This window comes from Tenacibaculum holothuriorum, from assembly GCF_002120225.1.
In the GTDB taxonomy this organism is placed as follows: Bacteria; Bacteroidota; Bacteroidia; order Flavobacteriales; family Flavobacteriaceae; genus Polaribacter; species Polaribacter holothuriorum.
Genome location: NZ_LAPZ01000001.1, coordinates 410,551 through 434,783, shown reverse-complemented (window position 1 = coordinate 434,783; position 24,233 = coordinate 410,551). Strand labels below are relative to the sequence as shown.

Annotated in this window: 15 protein-coding genes and 1 other RNA gene; 14 read left to right on the top strand and 2 right to left on the bottom strand. The window is 33.7% G+C overall.

The features are described 5' to 3' along the window. Positions 1 to 20: 20 nt before the first annotated feature. From WH52_RS02095 to WH52_RS02080, 4 genes are read left to right on the top strand one after another with little or no spacing between them, the layout of a single operon-like run. On the top strand, positions 21 to 1,958 hold the full coding sequence (locus WH52_RS02095) for a glycoside hydrolase family 13 protein (RefSeq protein WP_086029258.1): 1,938 nt from the start codon (positions 21 to 23) through the stop codon (positions 1,956 to 1,958). Continuing rightward, entirely contained in the window at positions 1,959 to 5,441 is a 3,483-nt protein-coding gene (locus WH52_RS02090) for a TIM-barrel domain-containing protein (RefSeq protein ID WP_086029257.1), read from the top strand. It abuts the gene before it with no gap. Positions 5,442 to 5,443: 2 nt separating this feature from the next. Then, positions 5,444 to 7,090: an alpha-amylase family glycosyl hydrolase gene (locus tag WH52_RS02085; RefSeq protein ID WP_086029404.1), complete on the top strand. Its 1,647-nt coding sequence runs from the start codon at positions 5,444 to 5,446 to the stop codon at positions 7,088 to 7,090. 5 nt (positions 7,091 to 7,095) lie between these two features. Then, a complete protein-coding gene (locus WH52_RS02080; RefSeq protein WP_086029256.1) occupies positions 7,096 to 8,523 on the top strand; it encodes an alpha-amylase family glycosyl hydrolase in 1,428 nt (475 codons plus the stop codon). Between the two features lie 35 nt (positions 8,524 to 8,558). Here WH52_RS02080 and WH52_RS02075 read toward each other — a convergent pair whose 3' ends face one another. Further along, positions 8,559 to 9,071, bottom strand: a complete 513-nt coding sequence (locus WH52_RS02075) for a DUF7935 family protein (RefSeq protein WP_086029255.1) — start codon at positions 9,069 to 9,071, stop codon at positions 8,559 to 8,561. Between the two features lie 141 nt (positions 9,072 to 9,212). On the opposite strand from WH52_RS02075, the gene WH52_RS02070 reads away from it, so the two are divergent. From WH52_RS02070 to murA, 3 genes are all read left to right on the top strand, one after another. Further along, entirely contained in the window at positions 9,213 to 11,540 is a 2,328-nt protein-coding gene (locus WH52_RS02070; RefSeq protein ID WP_086029403.1) for an ATP-dependent helicase, read from the top strand. A gap of 136 nt (positions 11,541 to 11,676) precedes the next feature. Further along, positions 11,677 to 12,321 carry a DUF4290 domain-containing protein gene (locus tag WH52_RS02065; RefSeq protein ID WP_086029254.1) on the top strand — a complete coding sequence of 215 codons (645 nt, stop codon included), beginning with the start codon at positions 11,677 to 11,679 and terminating at the stop codon, positions 12,319 to 12,321. Further along, entirely contained in the window at positions 12,322 to 13,635 is a 1,314-nt protein-coding gene (murA, locus tag WH52_RS02060; protein ID WP_086029253.1) for a UDP-N-acetylglucosamine 1-carboxyvinyltransferase, read from the top strand. It begins immediately after the preceding gene. 60 nt (positions 13,636 to 13,695) lie between these two features. Here the strand turns inward: murA and WH52_RS02055 are convergent, their stop codons facing one another. Beyond that, entirely contained in the window at positions 13,696 to 14,196 is a 501-nt protein-coding gene (locus WH52_RS02055) for a hypothetical protein (protein WP_086029252.1), read from the bottom strand. Positions 14,197 to 14,335: 139 nt separating this feature from the next. Here WH52_RS02055 and WH52_RS02050 point away from each other — a divergent pair, with 139 nt between their 5' ends. The 7 genes from WH52_RS02050 (at position 14,336) to WH52_RS02020 (ending at position 24,232) form a co-directional block, all read left to right on the top strand. Further along, complete coding sequence (locus WH52_RS02050; protein WP_086029251.1) at positions 14,336 to 14,911, top strand: nucleotide exchange factor GrpE; 576 nt, start codon at positions 14,336 to 14,338, stop codon at positions 14,909 to 14,911. Positions 14,912 to 14,981: 70 nt separating this feature from the next. Continuing rightward, positions 14,982 to 16,106: a molecular chaperone DnaJ gene (gene dnaJ / locus WH52_RS02045; protein WP_086029250.1), complete on the top strand. Its 1,125-nt coding sequence runs from the start codon at positions 14,982 to 14,984 to the stop codon at positions 16,104 to 16,106. Between the two features lie 266 nt (positions 16,107 to 16,372). After that, an RNA gene (rnpB, locus tag WH52_RS02040) (RNase P RNA component class A) lies at positions 16,373 to 16,682 on the top strand. Positions 16,683 to 16,911: 229 nt separating this feature from the next. Continuing rightward, the gene (locus tag WH52_RS02035; protein WP_086029249.1) at positions 16,912 to 19,689 is read left to right on the top strand and encodes a bifunctional aconitate hydratase 2/2-methylisocitrate dehydratase; all 2,778 of its coding nucleotides are present in this window, start codon (positions 16,912 to 16,914) and stop codon (positions 19,687 to 19,689) included. Positions 19,690 to 19,865: 176 nt separating this feature from the next. Then, positions 19,866 to 22,133 (top strand): aconitate hydratase, encoded by a 2,268-nt coding sequence (locus tag WH52_RS02030; RefSeq protein WP_086029248.1) that lies wholly within the window; start codon positions 19,866 to 19,868, stop codon positions 22,131 to 22,133. 69 nt (positions 22,134 to 22,202) lie between these two features. Beyond that, on the top strand, positions 22,203 to 22,862 hold the full coding sequence (locus WH52_RS02025) for a peptidoglycan DD-metalloendopeptidase family protein (protein WP_086029247.1): 660 nt from the start codon (positions 22,203 to 22,205) through the stop codon (positions 22,860 to 22,862). After that, positions 22,859 to 24,232 (top strand): YfcC family protein, encoded by a 1,374-nt coding sequence (locus WH52_RS02020; RefSeq protein ID WP_086029246.1) that lies wholly within the window; start codon positions 22,859 to 22,861, stop codon positions 24,230 to 24,232. Before WH52_RS02025 ends, WH52_RS02020 begins: the two co-directional genes overlap by 4 nt. The last annotated feature ends 1 nt before the right edge of the window (position 24,233 follow it).

Here is a 24,233-nt window from a genome sequence, read left to right as displayed (position 1 = left end):
TTTGTGAGGTTTTTTATCTTATGAAGCACATTGGTTTATATATTGTTTTAATCATTTATATTTCGTGTAATACTACAACGAAACAGAAAAGTGATGCGAAAACCGAACATAAAGTTTCTAATACTTTTTTAGAAAGAGTAGAACCACCTAATTGGTGGGTTGGTTTTAAAAACAATACCCTTCAATTATTAGTTAAGGAAGAAAATATAGGAAATTCAACACCAAGCATTTCTTATGAAGGAGTACATATAAATAAAGTACATACAGGAAGAAGTCCGAATTATTTATTTATAGATCTAAAGATTGATAAAACGACCAAAGCAGGGAAGTTTGATATTGTATTTACTTTTAAAGATGGTACAAAGAAGACACATACATACGAATTAAAATCTAGAGAAAAGAAAGCTGATTCTTATGTTGGGTTTGATAGTTCAGATGCCATTTATTTAATCACTCCTGATCGATTTGCGAATGCGAATCCGAAAAACGATCGTTTTGAGAATTTAAAAGAAACAGAAGTTGATAGATCACACGATTATAAACGACATGGTGGAGATATAGAAGGAATTACTAAGCATTTAGATTATATAAAAGATTTAGGGTTTACTGCTATTTGGCCAACACCAGTTTTAACCAATGATATGCCTCGCGGTTCTTATCACGGATATGCAATGACCGATTTTTATCAAGTTGATCCTCGTTTTGGAAGCTTACAAGAGTATAAAAAACTCTCAGAAGAACTTTCTAAAAGAGGTATGAAGTTAATCATGGATCAAGTAGCCAATCATTGTGGATTGGAACACTGGTGGATGAAAGACTTGCCTTTTGAAGATTGGGTAAATGACCAAGCGTATTATGAAAAGAACAAAGAAAATTGGTCATGGAAAACGGTACATACTTCCAATCATAGAAGAACAACGAATCAAGATTTGTATGCTTCAGAAATAGATAAAAAAGGAAATGTAGAAGGTTGGTTTGTGACTACCATGCCCGATTTGAACCAACGAAATCCATTTATGGCTACCTATATTATTCAAAATTCAATTTGGTGGATAGAAACCATAGGTTTAGGAGGAATAAGGCAAGATACTTATCCATATCCAGATAAAGAATTTATGGCCAAATGGGTAGATGCTATTATGAATGAGTATCCAAAGTTTTCTATTGTAGGAGAAGAATGGAGTTATAATCCCTTGTTGATTGGATATTGGCAGAAAGGAGCTAAAAACAGAGATGATTTTGTGTCAAATCTAAAATCAACGATGGATTTTGGGATGCAAAAGAATGTGGTAGATGCTTTAAATGAACCAGAAAGTTGGAATAAAGGACTAGTAAAGATTTATGAAGGGTTGGCAAATGATTTTCATTATGCTTCACCGAAAGACATCTTAATTTTTCCAGATAATCATGATAAAAGCAGAATTTACACACAGCTCAAAGAAGATGTGGTAAATACAAAGATGGCATTAACCACCTATGCTGTTTTACCACGAATTTTACAAGTATACTACGGAACAGAAATCTTAATGGATGATTCTAAAAAACCAGGAGATCATGGTTTAATTAGAACCGATTTCCCTGGAGGTTGGGAAGGAGATACTGTAAATGCATTTACAGGAGAAGGATTAACTTCTGAACAAAAAGAAATGCAAGATTATACGCGAAAACTCTTAAATTATCGTAAGTCTAGTAAAGCAATTCATACAGGTAAAACCATACATTTTGCACCATTAAACGGAGTTTACATATTGGCTAGAATGGCTGAGAATGAAACCGTGGTGTTGATTTTAAATAAGAACGTAAAACCTGTTACGATTGATTTAAATCGTTTTAAAGAAATAGGTTTAGAAAATACAACACTTCAGAATATAATTTCTGGAGAAAAACTAAAGTGGAAGAAAAGCATAACGCTTAATGAAAAAGGAAGTTTGTTATTAACAACAAAGAAAAATAACTAAGTGAAAAACATACTAAACATAGCATTCCTATTTATAGGATTCACATTATTCGGACAAGTAACTATTATTGTTGAAGAATTACCAGAAGGTACACCTAAAAATGCACCAATTTATATTTCAGGTGATTTTGAAGGTTGGACTGGTGGAAATGAAAAATATCAGTTAACCCAGAAAGATGGAAAGTATAGCATAACACTTCCGCAAAAATCAAATAATGTATTATTTAAGTTCACACAAGGAACTTGGAAAACTGCTGAGTGTGATGCGAATGGAAAAAGTATAGACAACAGAATCCATAATTTTAACACTGGAAAGGATATCATAAAGGTTAAAATTGCGGGTTGGTCGCATTTATTTAGTCCAGAAGAAGCATCTACAGCTTCAAAAAACGTAACAGTTTTAACAAAGGAGTTTGAAATACCTCAATTAAACAGAAAACGCACGGTTCGATTGTATTTACCACCAAATTACAATGCTTCTAAAAAATCGTATCCAGTAGTGTACATGCATGATGCACAGAATTTATTTGATAAGAAAACATCTTTTTCTGGAGAGTGGGAAGTAGATGAAACACTAAATAAATTATTTAAAGACAAAAACTTAGAATTAATAGTTGTAGGAATTGATAATGGTGGTAAAAAACGCTTAGATGAATATTCTCCTTGGACCAACAGTAAATATGGAGGAGGGGAAGGAGATGTTTATTTAGATTTTGTAGTAAAAAACCTTAAGCCATATGTCGATCAAAACTATAGAACTTTAAAAGATAAAACTAATACTGGAATTATTGGAAGCTCAATGGGAGGGCTAATTTCTCATTATGCAGCATTAAAACACCCAAAAGTATTTGGAAAAGTAGGTGTGTTTTCTCCAGCATTTTGGTTTGCTCCAGAAGTAAAGGAATATTCTCAAACACATGGAAAACTAAACGATACTAAGATGTATTTTTTAGCAGGAGCTAAAGAAGGAAACAATGTTGCTTTTAACGAAATCAGCCAAACTGCACGAGATATGAATGCCATGGTTAAAACCTTAAAAGAAGAAGGTTTTAACTCAGAGAATATCAAATCTAAAGTAGTTCCAGAGGGAAAACATGATGAAAAACTTTGGAGAACCAATTTTGAAGAAGCTATTGCTTGGTTGTTTAAAGATAGCATGCAACCTAGAACATTCGTAGGAGCTACTTATGGAAATAATCAATTGAATATAAAGGTGTCTGATGGAACCTATAAAATGCAATTTTATGCTCCTGAGATTTCAGAAACAACCTTTATTCCGAAGGGAGAAAAAGAAACGACCAAAGCATCCCATGCAGTAGTATTAACATCAGCATATAGCAAGGCTAAGTTTGTGGAGAATGATAAACAAATTGAGTTTAAAACAAATCAATTATCCATTGTAATAAATAAGCAACCATTTAAAGTTTCGTATTGGTACAAGGGAAAAAAAGTAACAGAAGAAAAAAATGGGTACCAAAAAAATGATGATTACGAAACCTTACGATTTTCGTTAACTCCAGAAGAAGTTTTATATGGAGGAGGAGCAAGAGCTTTAGGGATGAACCGTAGAGGAAACCGTTTAGAATTGTATAACAAAGCACATTATGGATATGAAGATAGGTCTAAACTGATGAACTTTTCAATGCCATTGGTGTTATCGTCAAAGAAATATGCAATTCATTTTGACAACGCTCCTATAGGTTATTTAGACTTAGATAGTCATAAAGACAATGCCTTGACCTATGAAACAATCTCAGGAAGAAAAACTTATCAAGTAATTGTAGGAGACTCTTGGTTAGATTTAATAGGAAATTATACCCAGTTAACTGGAAAACAACCGATGTTACCTCGTTGGGCGCTTGGTAATTTTTCAAGTAGGTTTGGATATCACTCTCAAAAAGAAACCGAAAATACCATCGCAAAATTCAAAGAAGAGAAAATCCCAGTAGATGCTATCATCCTTGATTTATATTGGTTCGGAAAAGACTTAAAAGGAACCATGGGGAATTTAGAAGTCTATAAAGACTCATTTCCTGATATGAAGCAGATGGTACAAAACCTTAAAAACAAAGGAGTAAAAACAGTCTTAATAACAGAACCATTTGTGTTATCCACATCTAAAAAATGGAAAGAAGCTGTAGCGAAAGATGTGTTAGCAAAAGACTCTGTTGGAAAACCAGCGAGATACGACTTTTACTTCGGAAATACGGGTATTGTAGATATCTATAAAAAAGAAGGAAGAGCGTGGTTTTGGAACATCTATAAAGGAATCAAAAATAAGGGAGTGCAAGGTTTCTGGGGAGATTTAGGAGAACCAGAAGTGCACCCATCATGGGTACAACATGCTACAGGAACAGCCGATGAAGTACATAATATTTACGGACATGATTGGGCAAGATTAATTGCAGAAGGGTTTCAAAAAGAATATCCAAATGAAAGACCATTCATTCTAATGCGTGCAGGATATTCAGGTTCTCAACGTTTTGGTTTGGTGCCGTGGTCTGGAGATGTAAATAGAACTTGGGGAGGCTTACAAAGTCAGCCAGAAATATCATTGCAAATGGGAATGCAAGGAATAGGATATATGCATTCTGATTTAGGAGGTTTCGCAGGCGCAAACTTAGATGACGAATTGTATACACGATGGTTACAATATGGAGTATTTCAACCAATTTTTAGACCTCATGCACAAGAAGAAGTACCTAGTGAACCGGTGTTTCGTTCAGAAAAAGCAAAAGAACTTGCAAAGCAATCGATAGAACTACGTTATAAATTATTACCATATAACTATCACTTAGTATATGAAAATAGTCAGTTTGGAAACCCCTTAATGAGACCTTTGTTTTTTGAGAATTCATCCAATGAAGAATTACAAAAGTTAGCTTCGACCTATTTATGGGGAAATGATTTCTTAATTACACCTATCTTAAACTCAAAAGTGGATAAGCAAGAAGTACACTTTCCGAAAGATGCTGTATGGTTTGATTTTTATACTGATGATAAAGTTATCGGAGGACAGAAAAAACAAGTAGCGACTAAGGAGAATTCGATCCCTACTTATGTAAGAGCAGGTGCGTTTATACCGATGACCAAACTTGTACAATCTACAGATAGCTATAAAGGAAATAATTTAGAAGTACACTATTACCATGATGCATCTGTAGAGAAAAGTAAAAGAGACTTGTACAATGACGATGGTGTCACGGCAAATGCGATTCAGAAAAAGCAATATGAATTGTTAAGTTTTAATAGTCAATTTGAGAAGAATTGTTTAACTATTGAACTGAAAGATGTCATTGGAAAAGAATTCAAGGCATCAAAAAAGAGCATGAAGCTAATTGTACACAACGTACGAAAAGCGCCAAAAGAAGTAAAAATAGGAAGAAAGAAACAAGCAATTGTTTGGAATCAAACCAATAAAAGTCTTTTAGTATCTTTTGATTGGAATACAAAAAAGACCGAAAAAATTACCATAAAACTATAAAAATGAAGAAACTACTCATTGTTTTCATAGGATGTATTACCTTATTCTCTTGTAAAAAAGAAGAGAAAAAACCAAAACAGGAAGTTCCGTTTGTTTGGAATGGAGCAAACCTATACTTCTTACTTACTGACAGGTTTCACAATGGAGACACCTCCAATGATGTGAATTTTGATAGAACCCATGAACCATCAAAATACAGAGGTTTTGAAGGAGGAGACTTAAAAGGAATTACCCAAAAAATAAAAGAAGGATACTTTGATAAATTAGGAATCAATGCCATATGGATGTCGCCTATTGTAGAACAAATTCATGATGGAACCGATGAAGATACGGGGTATACCTATGGTTTTCATGGCTATTGGACAAAAGATTGGACACGATTAGACCCGAATTTTGGAACCGAAGAAGATCTTAAAGAACTTATCAAAACAGCACATGAACACAAAATTAGAATTTTGTTAGATGCCGTGGTAAACCACATAGGCCCAGTAACAGCCAAAGACAAGGTTTGGGAAGAAAATTGGGTACGTACAACTCCGCAATGTGTTTATAAAAACTATGAAACTACAGTAACCTGTACACTTGTAAGAAACTTACCAGATGTATTAACAGAAAGTAACGAAGAAGTGGCCTTGCCAGAAGAATTGGTAAAGAAATGGAAAGCAGAAGGACGTTATGAGCAAGAAGTAAAAGAACTAGACGAGTTTTTTAAGAAAACAGGATACCCAAGAGCACCACGATTTTATATTATGAAATGGTTGGCAGATTATGTCAAAGAATTCGGAATTGATGGGTATCGTGTGGATACTGTTAAGCATGTAGAAGAAAATGTATGGCAAGAGTTTAAAAGCATTTGTGATACCGCATACGAAGAGTTTAAATCAGCACATCCAACAGAATACTTAGGGAAAGACTTTTATCTAGTTGGAGAAGTATATGGATATGGAATTAGTGGCGGACAGTTCTATGATTTCGGAGATAAGAAAGTAAACTATTTCGACAAGGCATTCAACAGTTTAATTAACTTTGAGTTTAAATGGAATGCAAAGCAACTACCGAGTTACGAAGCTTTGTTTAGCAAATATGATAAAGCCTTGCATAATGAGTTAAAAGGTTTTGAAACCTTAAACTATATGACCTCTCATGATGATGGACAACCTTTTGATCCTAAAAGAGAAAAAGCTTATGAAACGGCTACAAAACTGTTATTATCACCAGGTACATCACAAATATACTATGGAGATGAAGTAGCACGTCCTTTAATCATAGAAGGAGCAGAAGGAGATGCTAATTTACGTTCTCCAATGGATTGGGAGCAGCTAAAAAATCAAGAGACCAAAGAATTGCTAGCACATTGGCAGAAGTTAGGAAAGTTTAGAAAGAATCACCCAGCGGTTGGAGCAGGAAAACATCAAATGATTTCTGAAACACCATATTTATTCAAAAGAAGCTTTGAGCAAGGCACTTTTAAAGAAGAAGTAGTAATCGGTTTAGACCTACCTAAAGGAGAGAAAATTCTTGATGTAGAAGCTGTATTTAAAGACGGAACTTTATTAAAAGACGCGTATTCAAATCAAGAAGTAAAAGTAACCAACGGAAAAATAGTTATAAACACCCCTTATACAATTGTATTATTAGAAAACAACTAAAGAGTATGAAGAAACTAACGTTAATTATTGCAAGTTTATGTATCGTTTTTGCATGTAAAACTGAAAAAAAGGAAGAAGCCAAAGTTACTACTCCAGTAGAGATAGCTAAAATAGCCCCTGTTTCAGATGACATGATGGAAAGTGCGGTTATTTATGAAGCAAATATTAGACAGTATTCAAAAGAAGGAACCTTTGATCAATTCACCAAAGACATTCCTCAATTAAAAGAATTAGGCGTAAAAATTATATGGTTAATGCCAATATTTCCAATTTCAGAAACGAAGAGAAAAGCAACAGGAGATAAGTTTGCTTCAGAGTTTCCAGAAGAGGAAAGAAAAAAATACTTAGGAAGTTACTATGCCGTAACAGATTTTACTAAGATCAATCCTGAATTTGGTACCATAGAAGATTTTAGAAAATTAGTAAAAAGAGCACATGAAAATGACATGTATGTAATTTTAGATTGGGTTCCAAACCATACAGGATGGGATCATACTTGGTTAACAAGCAATCCAGAATTTTATACAAAGAATGCAAAAGGAGAAATTACAGATCCTTTAAATGCAGATGGAACTCCAGTAGGTTGGGCAGATGTTGCTGACTTAAACTATGACAATAAAGAATTGCGTAAGGCAATGGTAAAAGACATGCAACATTGGATTACTAAAGAAAATGTAGATGGATTCCGTTGTGATGTTGCAGGATCGGTACCAACAGATTTCTGGCAAGAAGCAATTCCGCAATTAAGAGCTAAAAAAGACATTTTTATGTTAGCAGAAGCTTGGGAACCAGAATTATTAAAAGAAGGTTTATTTGATATGGCTTACGGATGGGATCGTCATCATACCATGAATCACATAGCGAAAGATGGTGGAGCAAAAGCTTGGGATGAAAACTATGCAAAAGATACTGCACGTTATGAAAATGATGATATTTTAATGACGTTTGTAACCAACCATGATGAAAACTCTTGGAACGGAACTATTGAAGAGCGCATGGGAGATGCTTGGGAAGCTATGACTGCTTTAAGTTATGTAGCACCGGGAATGCCATTAATTTATTCTGGACAAGAATACGGAATGAAACATCGATTAAAGTTTTTTGAAAAAGATGAAATACCACATGAAAAAGGAAAAGAGTGGGAAGTATTGCAGAAATTAGGAAAACTTAAAAAAACAAATACTGCTTTAAACGGAGGAAAAGAAGCAGCTTCATACGAGCGCTTAGAAACCGATAAAAACATATTGGCTTTTGTACGTAAAAAAGGAAATACGGAAGTTGTATTTATTGCAAACCTTTCTAAGGAAGGAACTAAGATAGCTGCACCAGTAGAAGGTACATTTAAAGATTATATGGCTAATTCGAACATCACATTAAATAAAGATGCTTTTGAACTAGCCCCTTGGGAATACAAAATCTTAATCAAAGAATAATAAACAATAAAAAAGCTCGCAATTGCGAGCTTTTTTTATATTAACTTTTTTACTTCTAATTTTAGAATTCCTACTGAAGTTTCCGTAGGACTCACTGTTTGAGAATAATCTATCAGAATGTTTTCTCTCATTTCTTTTGAAGTTTCAGATTTTTCAGCCACACTTCTAATTTTAGCAATAATTGCTAGTTTAGCTCCTAAAACAGCTTTCCAAGCCTCTTCCGAAATATATAACTGTTGTACCATGTTATGCTCAAACTCTTGTTCAATATTACCAATAAGTAATTGTAAATAATCACTCGGGCTATCATTTAAAGGTGTAACACGTAATAATAGTTTTGCAGGGTTAATACGTTCGCAAAAAAGTAACATACGCTCGTACGCTTGTAATTTAACAGGTAAGCTTTCTCGCTTTTTTTCAACTAAAGCATTAAACTTTTTTTCACTATTATCTTGATCTATAAATCGACTTAAAATTAAATACGCAACACCTCCGGTAATTAAAGCTGGTAGGGCATAAGCTAAGCCTTCAATAATTTTATCTTCCATATTTTTATACTGTGAAAACGAAATTAAGAATAAGATTTTCGTTACTAAAATAAAATGTGGATAAAATGTTTGGTAGAGTATTTATTTAACTTAAAAGAATCCGTAATTTTCCATTTTGTAAATTCTTCAATATATTTTTCATTGAATACTTATTTAGAGCAACTTAACGAACCACAAAGGGCTGCAGTTTTGCAAAAAGAAGGCCCAATGATAATCATTGCAGGAGCAGGATCGGGAAAGACAAGGGTATTAACCTACAGAATTGCACATTTAATGCAAGAAGGAGTTGATGCTTTTAACATATTATCGTTAACATTTACCAACAAAGCAGCACGCGAAATGAAAGAGCGTATTGCTTCTGTAGTTGGCTATAGTGAAGCGAAAAACTTATGGATGGGAACATTTCACTCTATTTTTGCACGTATTTTACGTTCTGAAGCAGATAGATTAGGCTATCCATCTAACTTTACCATTTACGATACACAAGATTCTGTGCGTTTGATAACGGCTATTATCAAAGAAATGCAGTTGGATAAAGATCGTTATAAGCCAAAGCAAATATTAAGTAGAATATCCTCTTTTAAAAATAGCTTAATTACCGTTAGAGCTTATTTTAATAATTCAGATTTACAACAAGCCGATTTAGAGGCAAGCAGACCTAAAACAGGTGATATTTACAAAGAGTACGTAGATAGATGTTTTAAGGCAGGAGCAATGGATTTTGACGATTTATTATTACGTACTAATGAATTGTTAGCCCGTTTTCCTGATGTGTTAGCAAAATATCAAGATCGTTTTCGATATATCATGGTAGATGAGTACCAAGATACCAACCACTCGCAATATTTAATTGTACGTGCATTGGCAGATCGTTTTCAAAATATTTGTGTAGTAGGAGACGATTCTCAAAGTATTTATGGTTTCCGTGGGGCGAACATTCAAAATATATTGAATTTCCAGAAGGATTATCCAGATGTAAAAACCTTTAAATTAGAACAAAATTATCGTTCGAGTAGTAATATAGTTCGTGCAGCAAATAGCGTAATTGATAAAAACAAAACCAAATTAGATAAGGAAATTTGGACAGCAAATGATGCTGGAGAGCAAGTAAAAGTGATGCGTACGATTTCTGAAGGAGAAGAAGGACGTTTCGTAGCGCAATCTATTTGGGAAAACCAAATGAATCATCAATTAACGAGTGATAAGTTTGCAATTTTATATCGTACCAATGCACAGTCGAGAGCTATTGAAGATGCGTTGCGTAAAAAGGATATTAAGTATAAAATTTACGGTGGAATATCATTCTATCAGCGTAAAGAAATAAAAGATTTATTATCGTATTTACGAATTTTAATCAACCCAAGTGATGAGGAAGCTTTAAAACGAATCATCAATTATCCAGCAAGAGGAATTGGAGCAACAACATTAGATAAGGTTGTAATTGCTGCCAATCATTATAAAAAATCAATTTTTGAAATACTGTTGAATCTTGACAAAATAGATATCAAGATAAACTCAGGAACAAAAACCAAGTTAGAGAATTTTGTTCGTATGATTCAGCGTTTTCAAATTGAAGCGCAAACAAAAAATGCTTTTGAAGTAGCCGATTTAGTCGTAAAACAAACACAATTAGTAAAAGATTTACAGAAAGACGGAACTCCAGAAGGAGTAAATAAAGTTGAAAATGTTCAGGAATTATTAAACGGAATTAAAGACTTTATTACCGATAAAATTGAAGAAGGTTTAGATGCTTCATTAACCGCATTTTTAGAAGATGTTGCTTTAGCTACCGATTTTGATTCTGAAAAAGGTGATGATGAACAAAGAGTTTCGTTAATGACGATTCACCTTTCAAAAGGATTAGAATACCCTTACGTGTATATTGTTGGTTTAGAAGAAAATTTATTTCCATCAGCAATGAGTATGAACACACGTAGTGAGTTAGAAGAAGAACGTCGTTTATTTTATGTAGCGTTAACCAGAGCCGAAAGTGTGGCTTATTTAACCTATGCGCAAACACGTTATCGTTGGGGTAAATTAACCGATGGTGAACCAAGTAGATTTTTAGAAGAAATAGACGATCAGTTTTTAGAATACTTAACACCTAAAACTCCAGAACCTTCTGTAAATAGGTTTATCGATGCTAGCTTATTTGACGATTCTCCTAAGAATATTCGCTTTCAAAAACCAATTCAAAAGAAGCGAAAAGAATTCATGGATAAGAAAGATAAATCAACTTTAATTCCATCGAAAAGCAGGTTGAAAAAAGTTTCAGAAGCAAGTTCTAAAACCAATTTATTCGACAGTGAAATTACAGTAGGCAATTTGGTAGAGCATAATCGTTTCGGAACAGGTAAAGTGTTAGCTTTAGAAGGGAAAGGACCTAATAAAAAAGCTGAAATTGAGTTTGGTACTGTAGGAAAAAAGAAGTTATTATTACAATTTGCTAAACTTAAAGTTATTGGTTAAATATTTAGTTTAATTGTAGCGTGCAAGTAAAAATAAATACTTAATTTGCAGTTTAGTAAAATCATATTGATTTGGGCGTAATTTCTATCTATGAATTACTTCAAAATTGCGCTCAAAAAATACTTATCATACGACAATGACATTTGATTTAGAATACAATTCAGAAAGACCTACTTTGATAATTCCAGAGTATGGTAGACATATACAAAAACTCGTAAATCATTGTATTTCATTAGAAAGCAAAGAAGAACGAAATACCATGGCAAAAGCTATTATTCAAGTGATGGGTAATTTGCAACCTCACTTACGTGATGTACCAGATTTTAAGCACAAATTGTGGGATCAGTTACATATCATGGCAGATTTTAAACTAGATGTAGAATCACCTTACGAAACGCCATCTAAAGAAGAATTAACAGAGAAGCCAGAGAAAATGGATTATCCTAAATCTGCATCAAAATATCGTTTTTACGGAACAAATATTCAAACGATGATAGATGTTGCTTTAACTTGGGATGATGGAGATATGAAAGAAGCATTAGTGTTTACAATAGCAAATCACATGAAAAAATGCTACTTAAACTGGAATAAAGATACTGTTGAAGATACTGTGATTTTTGATCATTTATACGAATTATCTGATGGGAAATTAGATATCAGAAATACAGAAGAAGCTTTAACAGAAAGCAAAGATTTACTGCGTAAAAGAAGTTCTCAAGGACAACACAAAAACAGTAAAAACAAAAACAATAAGCATAACAATAAATACAGAAAAAAATAAATGGCATCATTTAAAATAGAAGGAGGACATAAATTAAACGGTACTATTACACCACAAGGAGCAAAAAATGAAGCTTTACAAGTTATTTGTGCAGTTTTATTAACTCCAGAAAAAGTAATAATTAACAATATTCCTGATATTATTGATGTAAATAAACTGATATTTATATTAGGAGAATTAGGAGTTAAAATTGAAAAATTAGCACCAAATTCATATAGTTTTCAAGCAGATGAAATCAATTTAAAATATCTTGAAAGTGCTGAGTTTAAAAGAGACGGAAGTTCTTTAAGAGGTTCAATTATGATTGTTGGTCCGTTATTAGCTCGTTTTGGTAAAGGATATATTCCACGTCCAGGAGGAGATAAAATAGGCCGTCGTCGTTTAGATACACACTTCGAAGGGTTTATTAATTTGGGAGCAAAGTTCCGTTATAATAAAGAAGAATACTTTTACGGAGTAGAAACCGAAACAGGTTTAGTAGGAACCGATATGTTACTAGATGAAGCCTCAGTAACTGGTACAGCAAATATTATTATGGCTGCGGTTTTAGCAAAAGGAACAACAACAATTTATAATGCAGCTTGTGAACCTTATATTCAACAATTATCTAAAATGTTGAATTCTATGGGAGCAAAAATCTCTGGAGTTGGTTCTAATTTATTAACTATTGAAGGAGTTGAAAGCTTAGGAGGTTGCGAGCACCGAATTTTACCAGATATGATTGAAATAGGATCATGGGTTGGTATGGCAGCTATGACGCGTTCTGCATTAACTATTAAAGATGTTAGCTGGAAAGACTTAGGACAAATTCCAAATGTATTTAGAAAATTAGGAATTAAGTTAGAGAAAAAAGGTGATGATATTTTTATTCCAGAACAAGATTCTTACGAAATTCAAAATTATATTGACGGATCTGTATTAACAGTTGCCGATGCTCCTTGGCCTGGATTTACACCAGATTTATTAAGTATTGTATTAGTAGTAGCTACACAAGCAAAAGGTACGGTGTTAATTCACCAGAAAATGTTTGAAAGCCGCTTATTCTTTGTCGATAAATTAATCGATATGGGAGCTAAGGTAATCTTATGTGATCCGCATAGAGCAACAGTAATTGGTCATAATTTTGAAAGCCAATTAAAAGCAACTAAGATGACTTCGCCAGATATTAGAGCAGGTATTTCATTATTAATTGCGGCGCTTTCTGCTAAAGGAACCTCAATAATTAATAATATAGAACAGATAGATAGAGGATACGAAAATATCGAAGCTCGTTTAAAATCCATCGGAGCTAAGATTGAAAGAATTGAAGATTAAAACAAAAAAGGGTGACTTTAATAAGTCACCCTTTTTTGTAATTATCTAGTTCGATAAATTTTAATAATCATGATGCTCTTTTGATTTTTCTTCAGAAATCATTTTATGATCTTCTTTTTTAATAGTATTGTGTTCTCGTACTATTTTTTTATGATCCTCAATCATTTGTTTTTGTTCTTCTTGAATTTCTTTATGATCTTTCATCATTTGTTCTAAAGAAATTTTGCCCGTCATATGTTTTTCTTCAAGAGCTTTATGTTTTTTTATTAATGTATTATGCTTCTTAACTAAAGTATCATGAGATTTTAAAATAGCTTTATGTGCTTTTTCCATTTTTAAATGTAGTGAGTCGTTTTCTACATCTTTGTGAGCTTTCATCATATAAGAATGGTCATGATCCATATGAGCATGAGATTTCTCCATCTCGTCATGTATTTTTATCATCTTTTCATGCTCTATAACCACAGCTTTATGTTCATCAGAATCAGCAGGATTTTGTTTGCAAGACAACACTATTAAAACAAATAAAAACAATAAGGAATTTTGTAAGGGTGATTTCATAAGAGATTAAATTAGAATTACAATATAAAAAAATTATGTTTGCAAAAACTTAAAAACAAGAGTGTCATGTTGACACGATTATTGCATTGGCAATATTATTGATAAAAGAATGCTAAAGAAATTAAAGAAACGATTTACAATGAGTAAAGATCAATATACAAAAGAAGATGAACTAAAAGATGCTTTAGACAAGCAGAATTTAGATGAAAATAATGAAGAAACTCAAGAAAATAAAGAGGTTGAAGCTACTGAAGATAAAAAAGAAGAGCCAACAACTGAAGAGTTAATTCAGGTAGAAAAAGATAAGTATTTACGTTTATTTGCAGAATTTGAAAATTATAAAAAGCGCACCACTAAAGAACGTATGGAGCTTTTTAAAACGGCAGGACAAGAAGTAATGACAGTTTTACTGCCAATTTTAGACGACTTTGAACGTGCTTTGACACATATTGAAGAAGATAAAGAAGCAGAAGAATTACGTAAAGGAGTGTTATTAATTTATCAAAAAATGGTAAAAGCTCTTGAGCAAAAAGGGTTAAAAGAAATTGAAGTAAAGCAAGGTGATGTTTTCGATGCAGAAGTACACCAAGCAATTACACAAATTCCTGCTCCGTCTGACGATTTAAAAGGAAAAATAATCGACTGTGTAGAGAAAGGATATAAGTTAGGAGATAAAATTATTCGTCATCCAAAAGTAGTGGTGGCGCAAGCATAAACAATTAATAATTACCAATTACCAGTTATCAATTGTACATTGTTAATTGTTAATTGTCAATTGAAATAAAATGGCAAAACAAGATTATTACGAAATATTAGGAATTTCTAAATCTGCAACACAAGCAGAAATAAAGAAAGCATATCGTAAGATGGCTATTAAGTACCATCCTGATAAAAATCCTGATAATGCAGAAGCTGAAGAAAAATTCAAATTAGCTGCAGAAGCTTACGAAGTTTTAAGTGATGAGAATAAAAAAGCTCGTTATGATCAGTATGGTCATGCTGCATTTGAAGGCGGTCATGGTGGCTTCGGCGGTGGGGGTATGAACATGGATGATATTTTTAGTCAGTTTGGAGATATCTTTGGTGGAGCTTTCGGTGGAGGCTTTGGTGGTTTCGGTGGCGGAGGTCAGCGTCAAGCTAGAGTTAAAGGAAGTAACATGCGTATTCGTGTAAAACTTACTTTAGAAGAAATAGCCAAAGGAGTAGAGAAAAAGGTAAAAGTTCGTCGTAAAGTTCAAGCAGAAGGAGTTAGTTATAAAACCTGTACAACGTGTAACGGTTCAGGGCAGCAAATGCGTGTTACCAATACTATTTTAGGTAGAATGCAAACTGCTACAACTTGTAGCGCTTGTCATGGAGCTGGAGAAATAATTGATTCTAAACCTAACGGAGCAGATGCTCAAGGAATGGTTTCTAAAGAAGAAACAGTTTCTATTCAAATTCCAGCTGGAGTTACCGAAGGTGTTCAGTTAAAAGTAGCCGGAAAAGGAAATGAAGCTCCTGGTAAAAATTCAATTTCAGGAGATTTATTAGTCCTTATTGAAGAAATTCCACATGATAAATTAAAAAGAGAAGGAACCAATGTTCACTACGATTTATATATTAATTTTTCGGAAGCTGTTTTAGGAACAAGTAAAGAGATTGAAACAGTAACAGGAAAGGTTAAAATTAAAATTGACGGGGGTACACAATCTGGTAAAATCTTACGATTAAAAGGAAAAGGTTTACCAAGTATCGAACATTATGGTAACGGAGATTTCTTAATTCACATTAATGTTTGGACACCTCAAGAATTAACAAAAGAGCAGCGAAAATTCTTTGAAGAGATGCAGGCTGATGAAAATTTCAGCCCTAATCCGCAGAAGTCAGATAAATCTTTCTTTGATAAAGTTAAAGATATGTTTTCGTAAGAGAAAAAAAAATACTATATTTGTAGTGTCTAGACATCTTAGTCTAGGCACTTTTTCTTTTTCATAGCAATTTTCCCACTTAATTTTTTAAGTGGGTTTTTTATTTTGTAAAAAATCCAAGTTTTTTATTTTTTTTTGTAAAAACTGAAAAAAAGTTTTTATATTTGTACCATCTAGAAGACGTTCTAGATACTTTTTCTTTTTCATAGCAATTTTCCCACTCAATTTTTGAGTGGGTTTTTTTATGAATCAGAAATTATACAACATAAGCAGACCTTTCTTATCGACTTAAACTAGATTTAAGTAGGAAAGTCCGGACACCATAGAGTAGTATAGCGGATAACATCCGTCCGGTGAAAACCGAGGACAAGTGCAACAGAAAGTATGTACAGGTAATGCTGTAGTGAAATCAGGTAAACTCTATACGGTGCAATGCCACGTATATTAGAGCTTGAGTGTGCTCGCACGATTCTAAGGGGTAGGCAGATTGAAATTGAAAGTAATTTCAATTCTAGATAAATGATAAGACTTCAATTTATTGAAGAACAGAATCCGGCTTACTGGTCTGCTTTTTTCTTATTTATATTTATTCCAAATATTTATCGTGTTTTTATGCCTAAAAAACGAAAAGTATAATTATCATATTCGTAAAATTTAAATCTAAAACAAGACTGTTATTATTGAATTACTTTTAATGAGGTGTTATTTTAAAATTTATTTAATAATATCAGCATAAAGCTGGTTATTTTTTAATTTTTGATGAAAAATTGTACTTTTGCTCTGCAAAAATTAACATAACATATAGATGAGCATTTATAACGATTATTTAAAAGAGATAGAAGTTAGAAAAGGTCAAGGACTTCATCCAAAACCAATTGATGGTAGCGAATTATTAAACAGTATTATTTCTCAGATAAAAGATGTAAATAACGAGCACAGAAAAGAGTCTCTTAATTTTTTTATCTATAATGTTTTACCTGGTACTACTAGTGCTGCAGGTGTAAAAGCTAAGTTTTTAAAAGAAATTATTTTAGGAGAATCTGTTGTTGAAGAAATCACTCCAACATTTGCCTTCGAACAATTATCTCATATGAAGGGAGGACCTTCAATCGAAGTGTTGTTAGACCTAGCTTTAGGAAACGATAAAGCTATTGCAAATGAAGCAGCAAAAGTATTAAAGACGCAAGTGTTCTTATATGAAGCAGATACAGAGCGTTTAGAAGAAGCTATGAAAGCTGGAAGCGCAATTGCAAAAGATATTATTGAAAGCTATGCAAAAGCTGAATTCTTTACAAAGTTACCAGAGATTGAAGAAGAGATTGAAGTAGTAACGTATGTAGCTGGAGTTGGTGATATTTCTACAGATTTATTATCGCCAGGAGCTGATGCACATTCAAGATCTGATCGTGAATTACACGGACAATCTATGTTTGAGCATAATAAAGACATGCAAAACGAATTATTAGCATTACAAAAGCAACACCCAAACAAGCGTGTAATGTTAATTGCTGAGAAAGGAACCATGGGAGTAGGTTCTTCAAGAATGTCAGGAGTAAATAATGTGGCTTTATGGACAGGAATTCCTTCAAGCCCATATGTACCATTCATCAACATTGCTCCAGTAATTGCTGGAACGAATGGTATCGCACCAATCTTCTTAACTACGGTAGGAGTAACAGGAGGTATTGGAATCGATTTAAAGAATTGGGTAAAGCAGAAAGATGAGAACGGAAATACAATTGTAGATGAAGATGGAGATCCAATCTTAAAAGAAGTATACTCTGTTAAAACGGGTACAGTTCTAAAAATTAATACAAAAGAGAAAAAATTATATAACGGAACTCAAGAGTTAAAGGATATTTCTACAGCATTAACTCCTCAAAAAATGGAGTTTATCAAAGCAGGAGGTTCTTATGCAGTAGTATTTGGTAAGAAATTACAAACGTTTGCTTGTAAAGCGTTAGGAATGGATGTTCCTCAAGTATATGCTCCATCTAAAGAAATTTCAATAGAAGGACAAGGTTTAACAGCAGTAGAAAAGATCTTCAATAGAAATGCGGTAGGAAATACACCTGGAGTTACTTTACATGCTGGATCAAATACACGTGTAGAAGTAAACATTGTAGGGTCTCAAGATACTACAGGTTTAATGACTTCTCAGGAGTTAGAAATGATGGCAGCAACTGTTATTTCTCCAATCGTAGATGCTGGTTACCAATCAGGATGTCACACCGCTTCAGTTTGGGATGATAAGTCAAAAGCGAACATTCCAAGATTAATGAAGTTTATGAATGACTTTGGTTTAATTACAGGTCGTGATCCTAAAGGAAAATACCATCCAATGACAGATGTTATTCATAAAGTATTAAATGATTTAGCAGTTGATGATTGGGATGTAATTATCGGTGGAGATTCACATACACGTATGGCAAAAGGAGTTGCTTTTGGTGCTGATTCTGGTACTGTAGCTTTAGCCTTAGCTACTGGAGAAGCTACAATGCCAATTCCTCAGTCAGTTAAAGTAACCTTTAAAGGAAACATGGTTCCTTATATGGATTTCCGTGATGTGGTACATGCGACGCAACAGCAAATGTTAGAGCAGTTTGATGGTGAAAACGTATTCCAAGGAAGAATTATTGAAGTACACATTGGTACATTAACTTCAGATCAAGCGTTTACATTTACAGATTGGACAGCTGAAATGAAAGCAAAAGCTTCTATTTGTATTTCAGAGGACGAAACATTAATCGAATCATTAGAAATTTCAAGAGATCGTATTCAAATTATGATCGACAAAGGAATGGATAATGAGAAGCAAGTATTACAAGGGTTAGTAGATAAAGCGAACAATCGTATTGCTGAGCTTCAATCAGGTTCAAGATCTGCTTTAAGACCAGATGCTGATGCAAAATACCATGCAGAAGTAGTAATCGATTTAGATAAGATTGTAGAGCCAATGATTGCTGATCCTGATGTAAATAATGAGGACGTTTCAAAGCGTTATACGCACGATAATATTCAACCATTATCATTCTACGGAGGAACTAAAAAAGTAGATTTAGGTTTTGTAGGATCTTGTATGATTCACAAAGGAGATATGAAGATTTTAGCGCAAATGCTAAAGAATATCGAAGCACAACAAGGAGAAGTAGTATTCAACGCTCCATTAGTAGTAGCACCTCCAACTTATAATATTGTAGATGAATTAAAAGCCGAAGGAGATTGGGATGTGTTAGCGAAGTATTCAGGTTTTGTATTTGATGATGACGCGCCAAAAGCAGCAGCACGTACAAAATATGAAAACGTATTGTATTTAGAGCGTCCGGGTTGTAACTTATGTATGGGGAATCAAGAAAAAGCAGAGCCAGGAGATACCGTAATGGCTACTTCTACACGTTTATTCCAAGGTCGTGTGGTAAGAGATACCAATGAGAAAAAAGGAGAATCTTTATTATCATCAACACCAGTAGTGGTATTATCTTCAATTTTAGGAAGAACTCCAACTATAGAAGAGTATCAAGCTGCTGTTGAAGGAATTGAATTAACAAAGTTTAAGCCTTCTCAGAAGCAATTAGTAATGTAATAATTATAATGCTTTTAAGATAAATAGAAGTCCGAGTTAATAGCTCGGACTTTTTTTGTTTTAAAAGAATTTCAATCAATAAACCAGATACTAGTATTTGTATTAATTATAGCTGAGTAAAACAGGTTACACCTTTTTTTGCTAACTTTAGAGGGTAACAAAAACTAAACAGACACATGGCATTTGATATTGAAATGATTAAAGCGGTTTATAGTAAGTTTGAAGAGCGAGTAAATGCAGCCAAAAAACTTACAGGAAAACCACTTACACTAGCTGAAAAGATTTTATACGCACATCTTTGGGATGGAACTCCTGAAACTGCGTTCCAAAGAGGAAAGGACTATGTAGATTTTGCTCCTGATCGTATTGCTTGTCAAGATGCAACTGCACAAATGGCATTGCTGCAATTTATGCAAGCAGGAAAGAAAAAAGTAGCAGTACCAACCACAGTACATTGCGATCACTTAATTCAAGCCAAATTAGGAGCAGATAAAGATTTACAAGCAGCATTAAATAACTCTAATGAAGTATTCAACTTTTTAGAATCGGTTTCTAATAAATACGGAATTGGATTTTGGAAACCTGGCGCAGGAATTATTCATCAGGTAGTATTAGAAAACTATGCATTTCCTGGAGGAATGATGATTGGTACCGATTCTCACACCGTAAATGCAGGAGGATTAGGAATGGTAGCTATAGGTGTTGGAGGAGCAGATGCGGTAGATGTGATGGCAGGAATGCCTTGGGAATTAAAGTTTCCTAAATTAATAGGGGTAAAATTAACTGGAAAATTATCTGGGTGGACAGCTCCTAAAGACGTGATTTTAAAAGTAGCTGAAATTTTAACTGTAAAGGGAGGAACGGGTGCTATTGTAGAGTATTTTGGACCTGGTGCTACTGGAATGTCTTGTACTGGAAAAGGAACCATTTGTAATATGGGAGCAGAAATAGGAGCAACTACCTCTACTTTTGGTTACGACGATTCTATGGAACGTTACTTACGTGCAACGGATAGAAATGATGTAGCTGACGCAGCAAATACAATTAAAGAACACTTAACAGGAGATGCAGAAGTGTATGCAAATCCAGAGCAATATTTCGATCAAGTTATTGAGATCAATTTATCGGAATTAGGACCTTTATTAAACGGTCCTTTTACACCAGATTTATCGACTGCTGTAGGTAAAGATATGACGGAAAAAGCCAAAACAAATGAATGGCCTTTACAAGTAGAATGGGGATTGATTGGTTCTTGTACCAATTCATCGTACGAAGATTTGTCAAGAGCTTCTTCCGTAGCACAGCAAGCTTTGGACAAAGGGTTAAAGACCAAAGCCGAATTTGGAATTAACCCCGGATCTGAACAAGTACGTTATACAGCCGAAAGAGATGGTATTTTAGAAGTATTTGAAAAGTTAGATGCGACCATTTTTACCAATGCATGTGGACCTTGTATAGGTCAGTGGGGACGTTATGAAGATCCTAAAAATGCACCTAAAAACTCTATTGTACATTCTTTCAATAGAAACTTTGCAAAACGTGCTGATGGTAATCCGAATACCCATGCCTTTGTAGCTTCACCAGAATTAACCGCAGCGATTGCCATTGCTGGTCGTTTAGATTTTAATCCATTAACAGATACGTTGATCAACGAAAATGGAGAAGAAGTGATGTTAGACGAACCGACAGGATGGGAATTGCCACCAAAAGGATTTGAAGTAGACGATAATGGTTATTTAGAGCCTGTAGCCGATGGAAGTGGAATAGACGTAGTGGTAGATCCTAATTCGGAACGATTAGAATTGCTAACTCCTTTTGTACCCTTGGGAGATACGATAAAGGGAGCGAAGTTGTTGATTAAAGCCTTTGGAAAATGTACCACAGACCATATTTCTATGGCAGGACCTTGGCTGCGTTATCGTGGGCATTTAGATAATATTTCTAACAATATGCTAATTGGAGCTGTCAATGCATTCAATATGAAAACCAATTTTGTAAAGAGTCAATTGACAGGAGAATACGATGCTGTTCCAAAGACTGCTCGCGCTTATAAAGCAGCAGGAATTAAAACAATTGTGGTAGGAGATCATAATTATGGAGAAGGATCTTCTCGTGAACATGCAGCGATGGAACCACGTCACCTTGGAGTAGCAGCAGTTTTAGTAAAATCTTTTGCGCGTATTCACGAAACCAATCTAAAAAAACAAGGAATGTTAGGTTTAACCTTTGCTAATGAATCGGATTACGATTTAATTCAAGAAGACGATACCTTCAACTTTTTAGACTTACATGAGTTTACACCAGGAAAGCCTTTAACGATTGAAGCAGTACATGCCGATGGATCTAAGGACATCATTGTTGCAAATCATACTTATAATGAAGGACAGATAGAATGGTTTAAAGAAGGTTCTGCGTTGAATTTAATAAAGAAACAAAACGCTTAATATTCTTAAAATCAAATATTTTATAGATAAAGTGCAGTTTTTAACTGCACTTTTTTATTTTTGAAATTCATGGAACAATTCTTACACTCAATTTCTACGAAGCCTTTAAAGGTTATAGACAATTCAATAGGCTTATTAGAGTATATTCCAATTTCAATTTCATCAGACAATCCAGATTTAAATTTTGATATTTCTTCTTCCAAAGAATGGGAAGTTTATATTGATTCCTATTTAAAAAGGAATAATAAAAAAGTAGCCTTTGGAGGTTATCTTGAAAAGAGAGATATTTATAGTAGAAGTGATTATTTTGAAGGGAACGATAGAAACATTCACTTGGGTGTTGACTTTTGGTGTGATGCAGGTACGAATGTTTTAGCTGTATTAGAAGGCGAAGTACATAGTATTGGAAACAATCAGAATTATGGAGATTATGGCCCAACGCTTATTTTAAAGCATTTAATTGAAGGCAAAGAGTTTTATTCATTATATGGGCATTTATCAGCTAAATCTATAGAAAGTTTAAAAAAAGGGAAAAAGGTTCGTAGAGGAGAGGCGATTGCTAAGTTAGGAACTTCTAATGAAAATGGTGATTATGCTCCACATTTACATTTTCAAATTATCATAGATATAGAAAATTATAAAGGAGACTATCCAGGAGTTTGTAATATCCATGATTTAGATTTTTATAAAAAGAATTGTCCAAATCCGCTAAGCTTGTGTAAACTATGAATAAAATAAAAATACCACATGCCTTAACTTTATTATTTGTAATAATACTTCTTATAGCTGCATTAACACATGTAATTCCCGCAGGGAAATTTGAAAGAGTTTTGGTAGAAGGAAGAAATAGAGTAATCCCCAATTCGTATGCAGTAATTCAAAGTACTCCGGTAAGCTTTTTTGAGATATTTAAAGCAATTCCTTTGGGTTTTAAAACGGCTGTAAATATTATTTTCATTGTATTGACAGGTGGAATTATGTTTGGAATTATGGAAAAGACACAAGCCATAGAAAATGCAGCAGGAACTTTGGTGAAAAAACTAGGAAACGAAAAGAGATATCTCATTGTGTTTTTAATCACTTTCTTTTATGGTTTTTTAGGCGTCTTTGTGGGGTATGAACATAATATTGCGATGGTACCATTGGCAGCAGTATTGAGTATTGCAATTGGTGGTGATTTAATTTTAGCCGCAGGAATATCAGTTGCTGCAATTACTGTAGGTTTTGGTCTGTCTCCCATAAACCCTTATACTGTTGGAATTGGTCATAAAATAGCAGAATTACCTTTGTTTTCAGGTGCAGGATTACGAACATTTTTGTGTTTGTTAGCTTTGTGTATGTTGGCATTGTACAATATTCGATATCTAAAAAGAATATCGAATGATCCAGAAAAATCCTTAGGAAAAGGATTGGATGAAAAAGGTATTAAGTTGTCTAAAGAGATTTCAGAATATACCATAACTAAAGAAAACTATATGGTATTGGCTATTTTTATCATAGGATTAGGAGTTATACTATGGGGAGTGTTTACACATAGTTGGTACTTTACTGAGCTTTCTGCAATTTTTTTAATGATAGCCTTAGCTTGTGGTTCGGTATCAAGGATGAATCCAACAGTATTTAGTGAAACAGTACTAGAATCAGTAGCAAAAGCTGCTCCAGGAGCATTTATGGTAGGCTTTGCTACTTCTATTAAAGTATTGATGGATATGAGCAATATTAGCGATACTATATCTTTTGAAATGGCAAATGTTTTACAAGGTTTACCGCAGTATTTTGCAGCAGTAGGGATGTCTATTTCACAAGGAGTAATCAATTTATTCATTCCTTCTGGTAGTGGTCAAGCTTTGGCGACATTACCCGTAATGATTCCTTTAGGAGAAGTATTAGGATTGACCCGACAAACAACTATTTTAGCATTTCAGATAGGAGATGGAGTCACCAATTTGGTAAACCCAACTTTAGGTGGGCTTATAGCCATGTTGAGTATGTGTAGAGTACCTTTGAACAAATGGTTTAAATTTATTTTACCATTAGTTCTTATAATATTAGTACTTTCATGGACTGTTTTAACGATTGCTACTTTAATAAATTATTAGA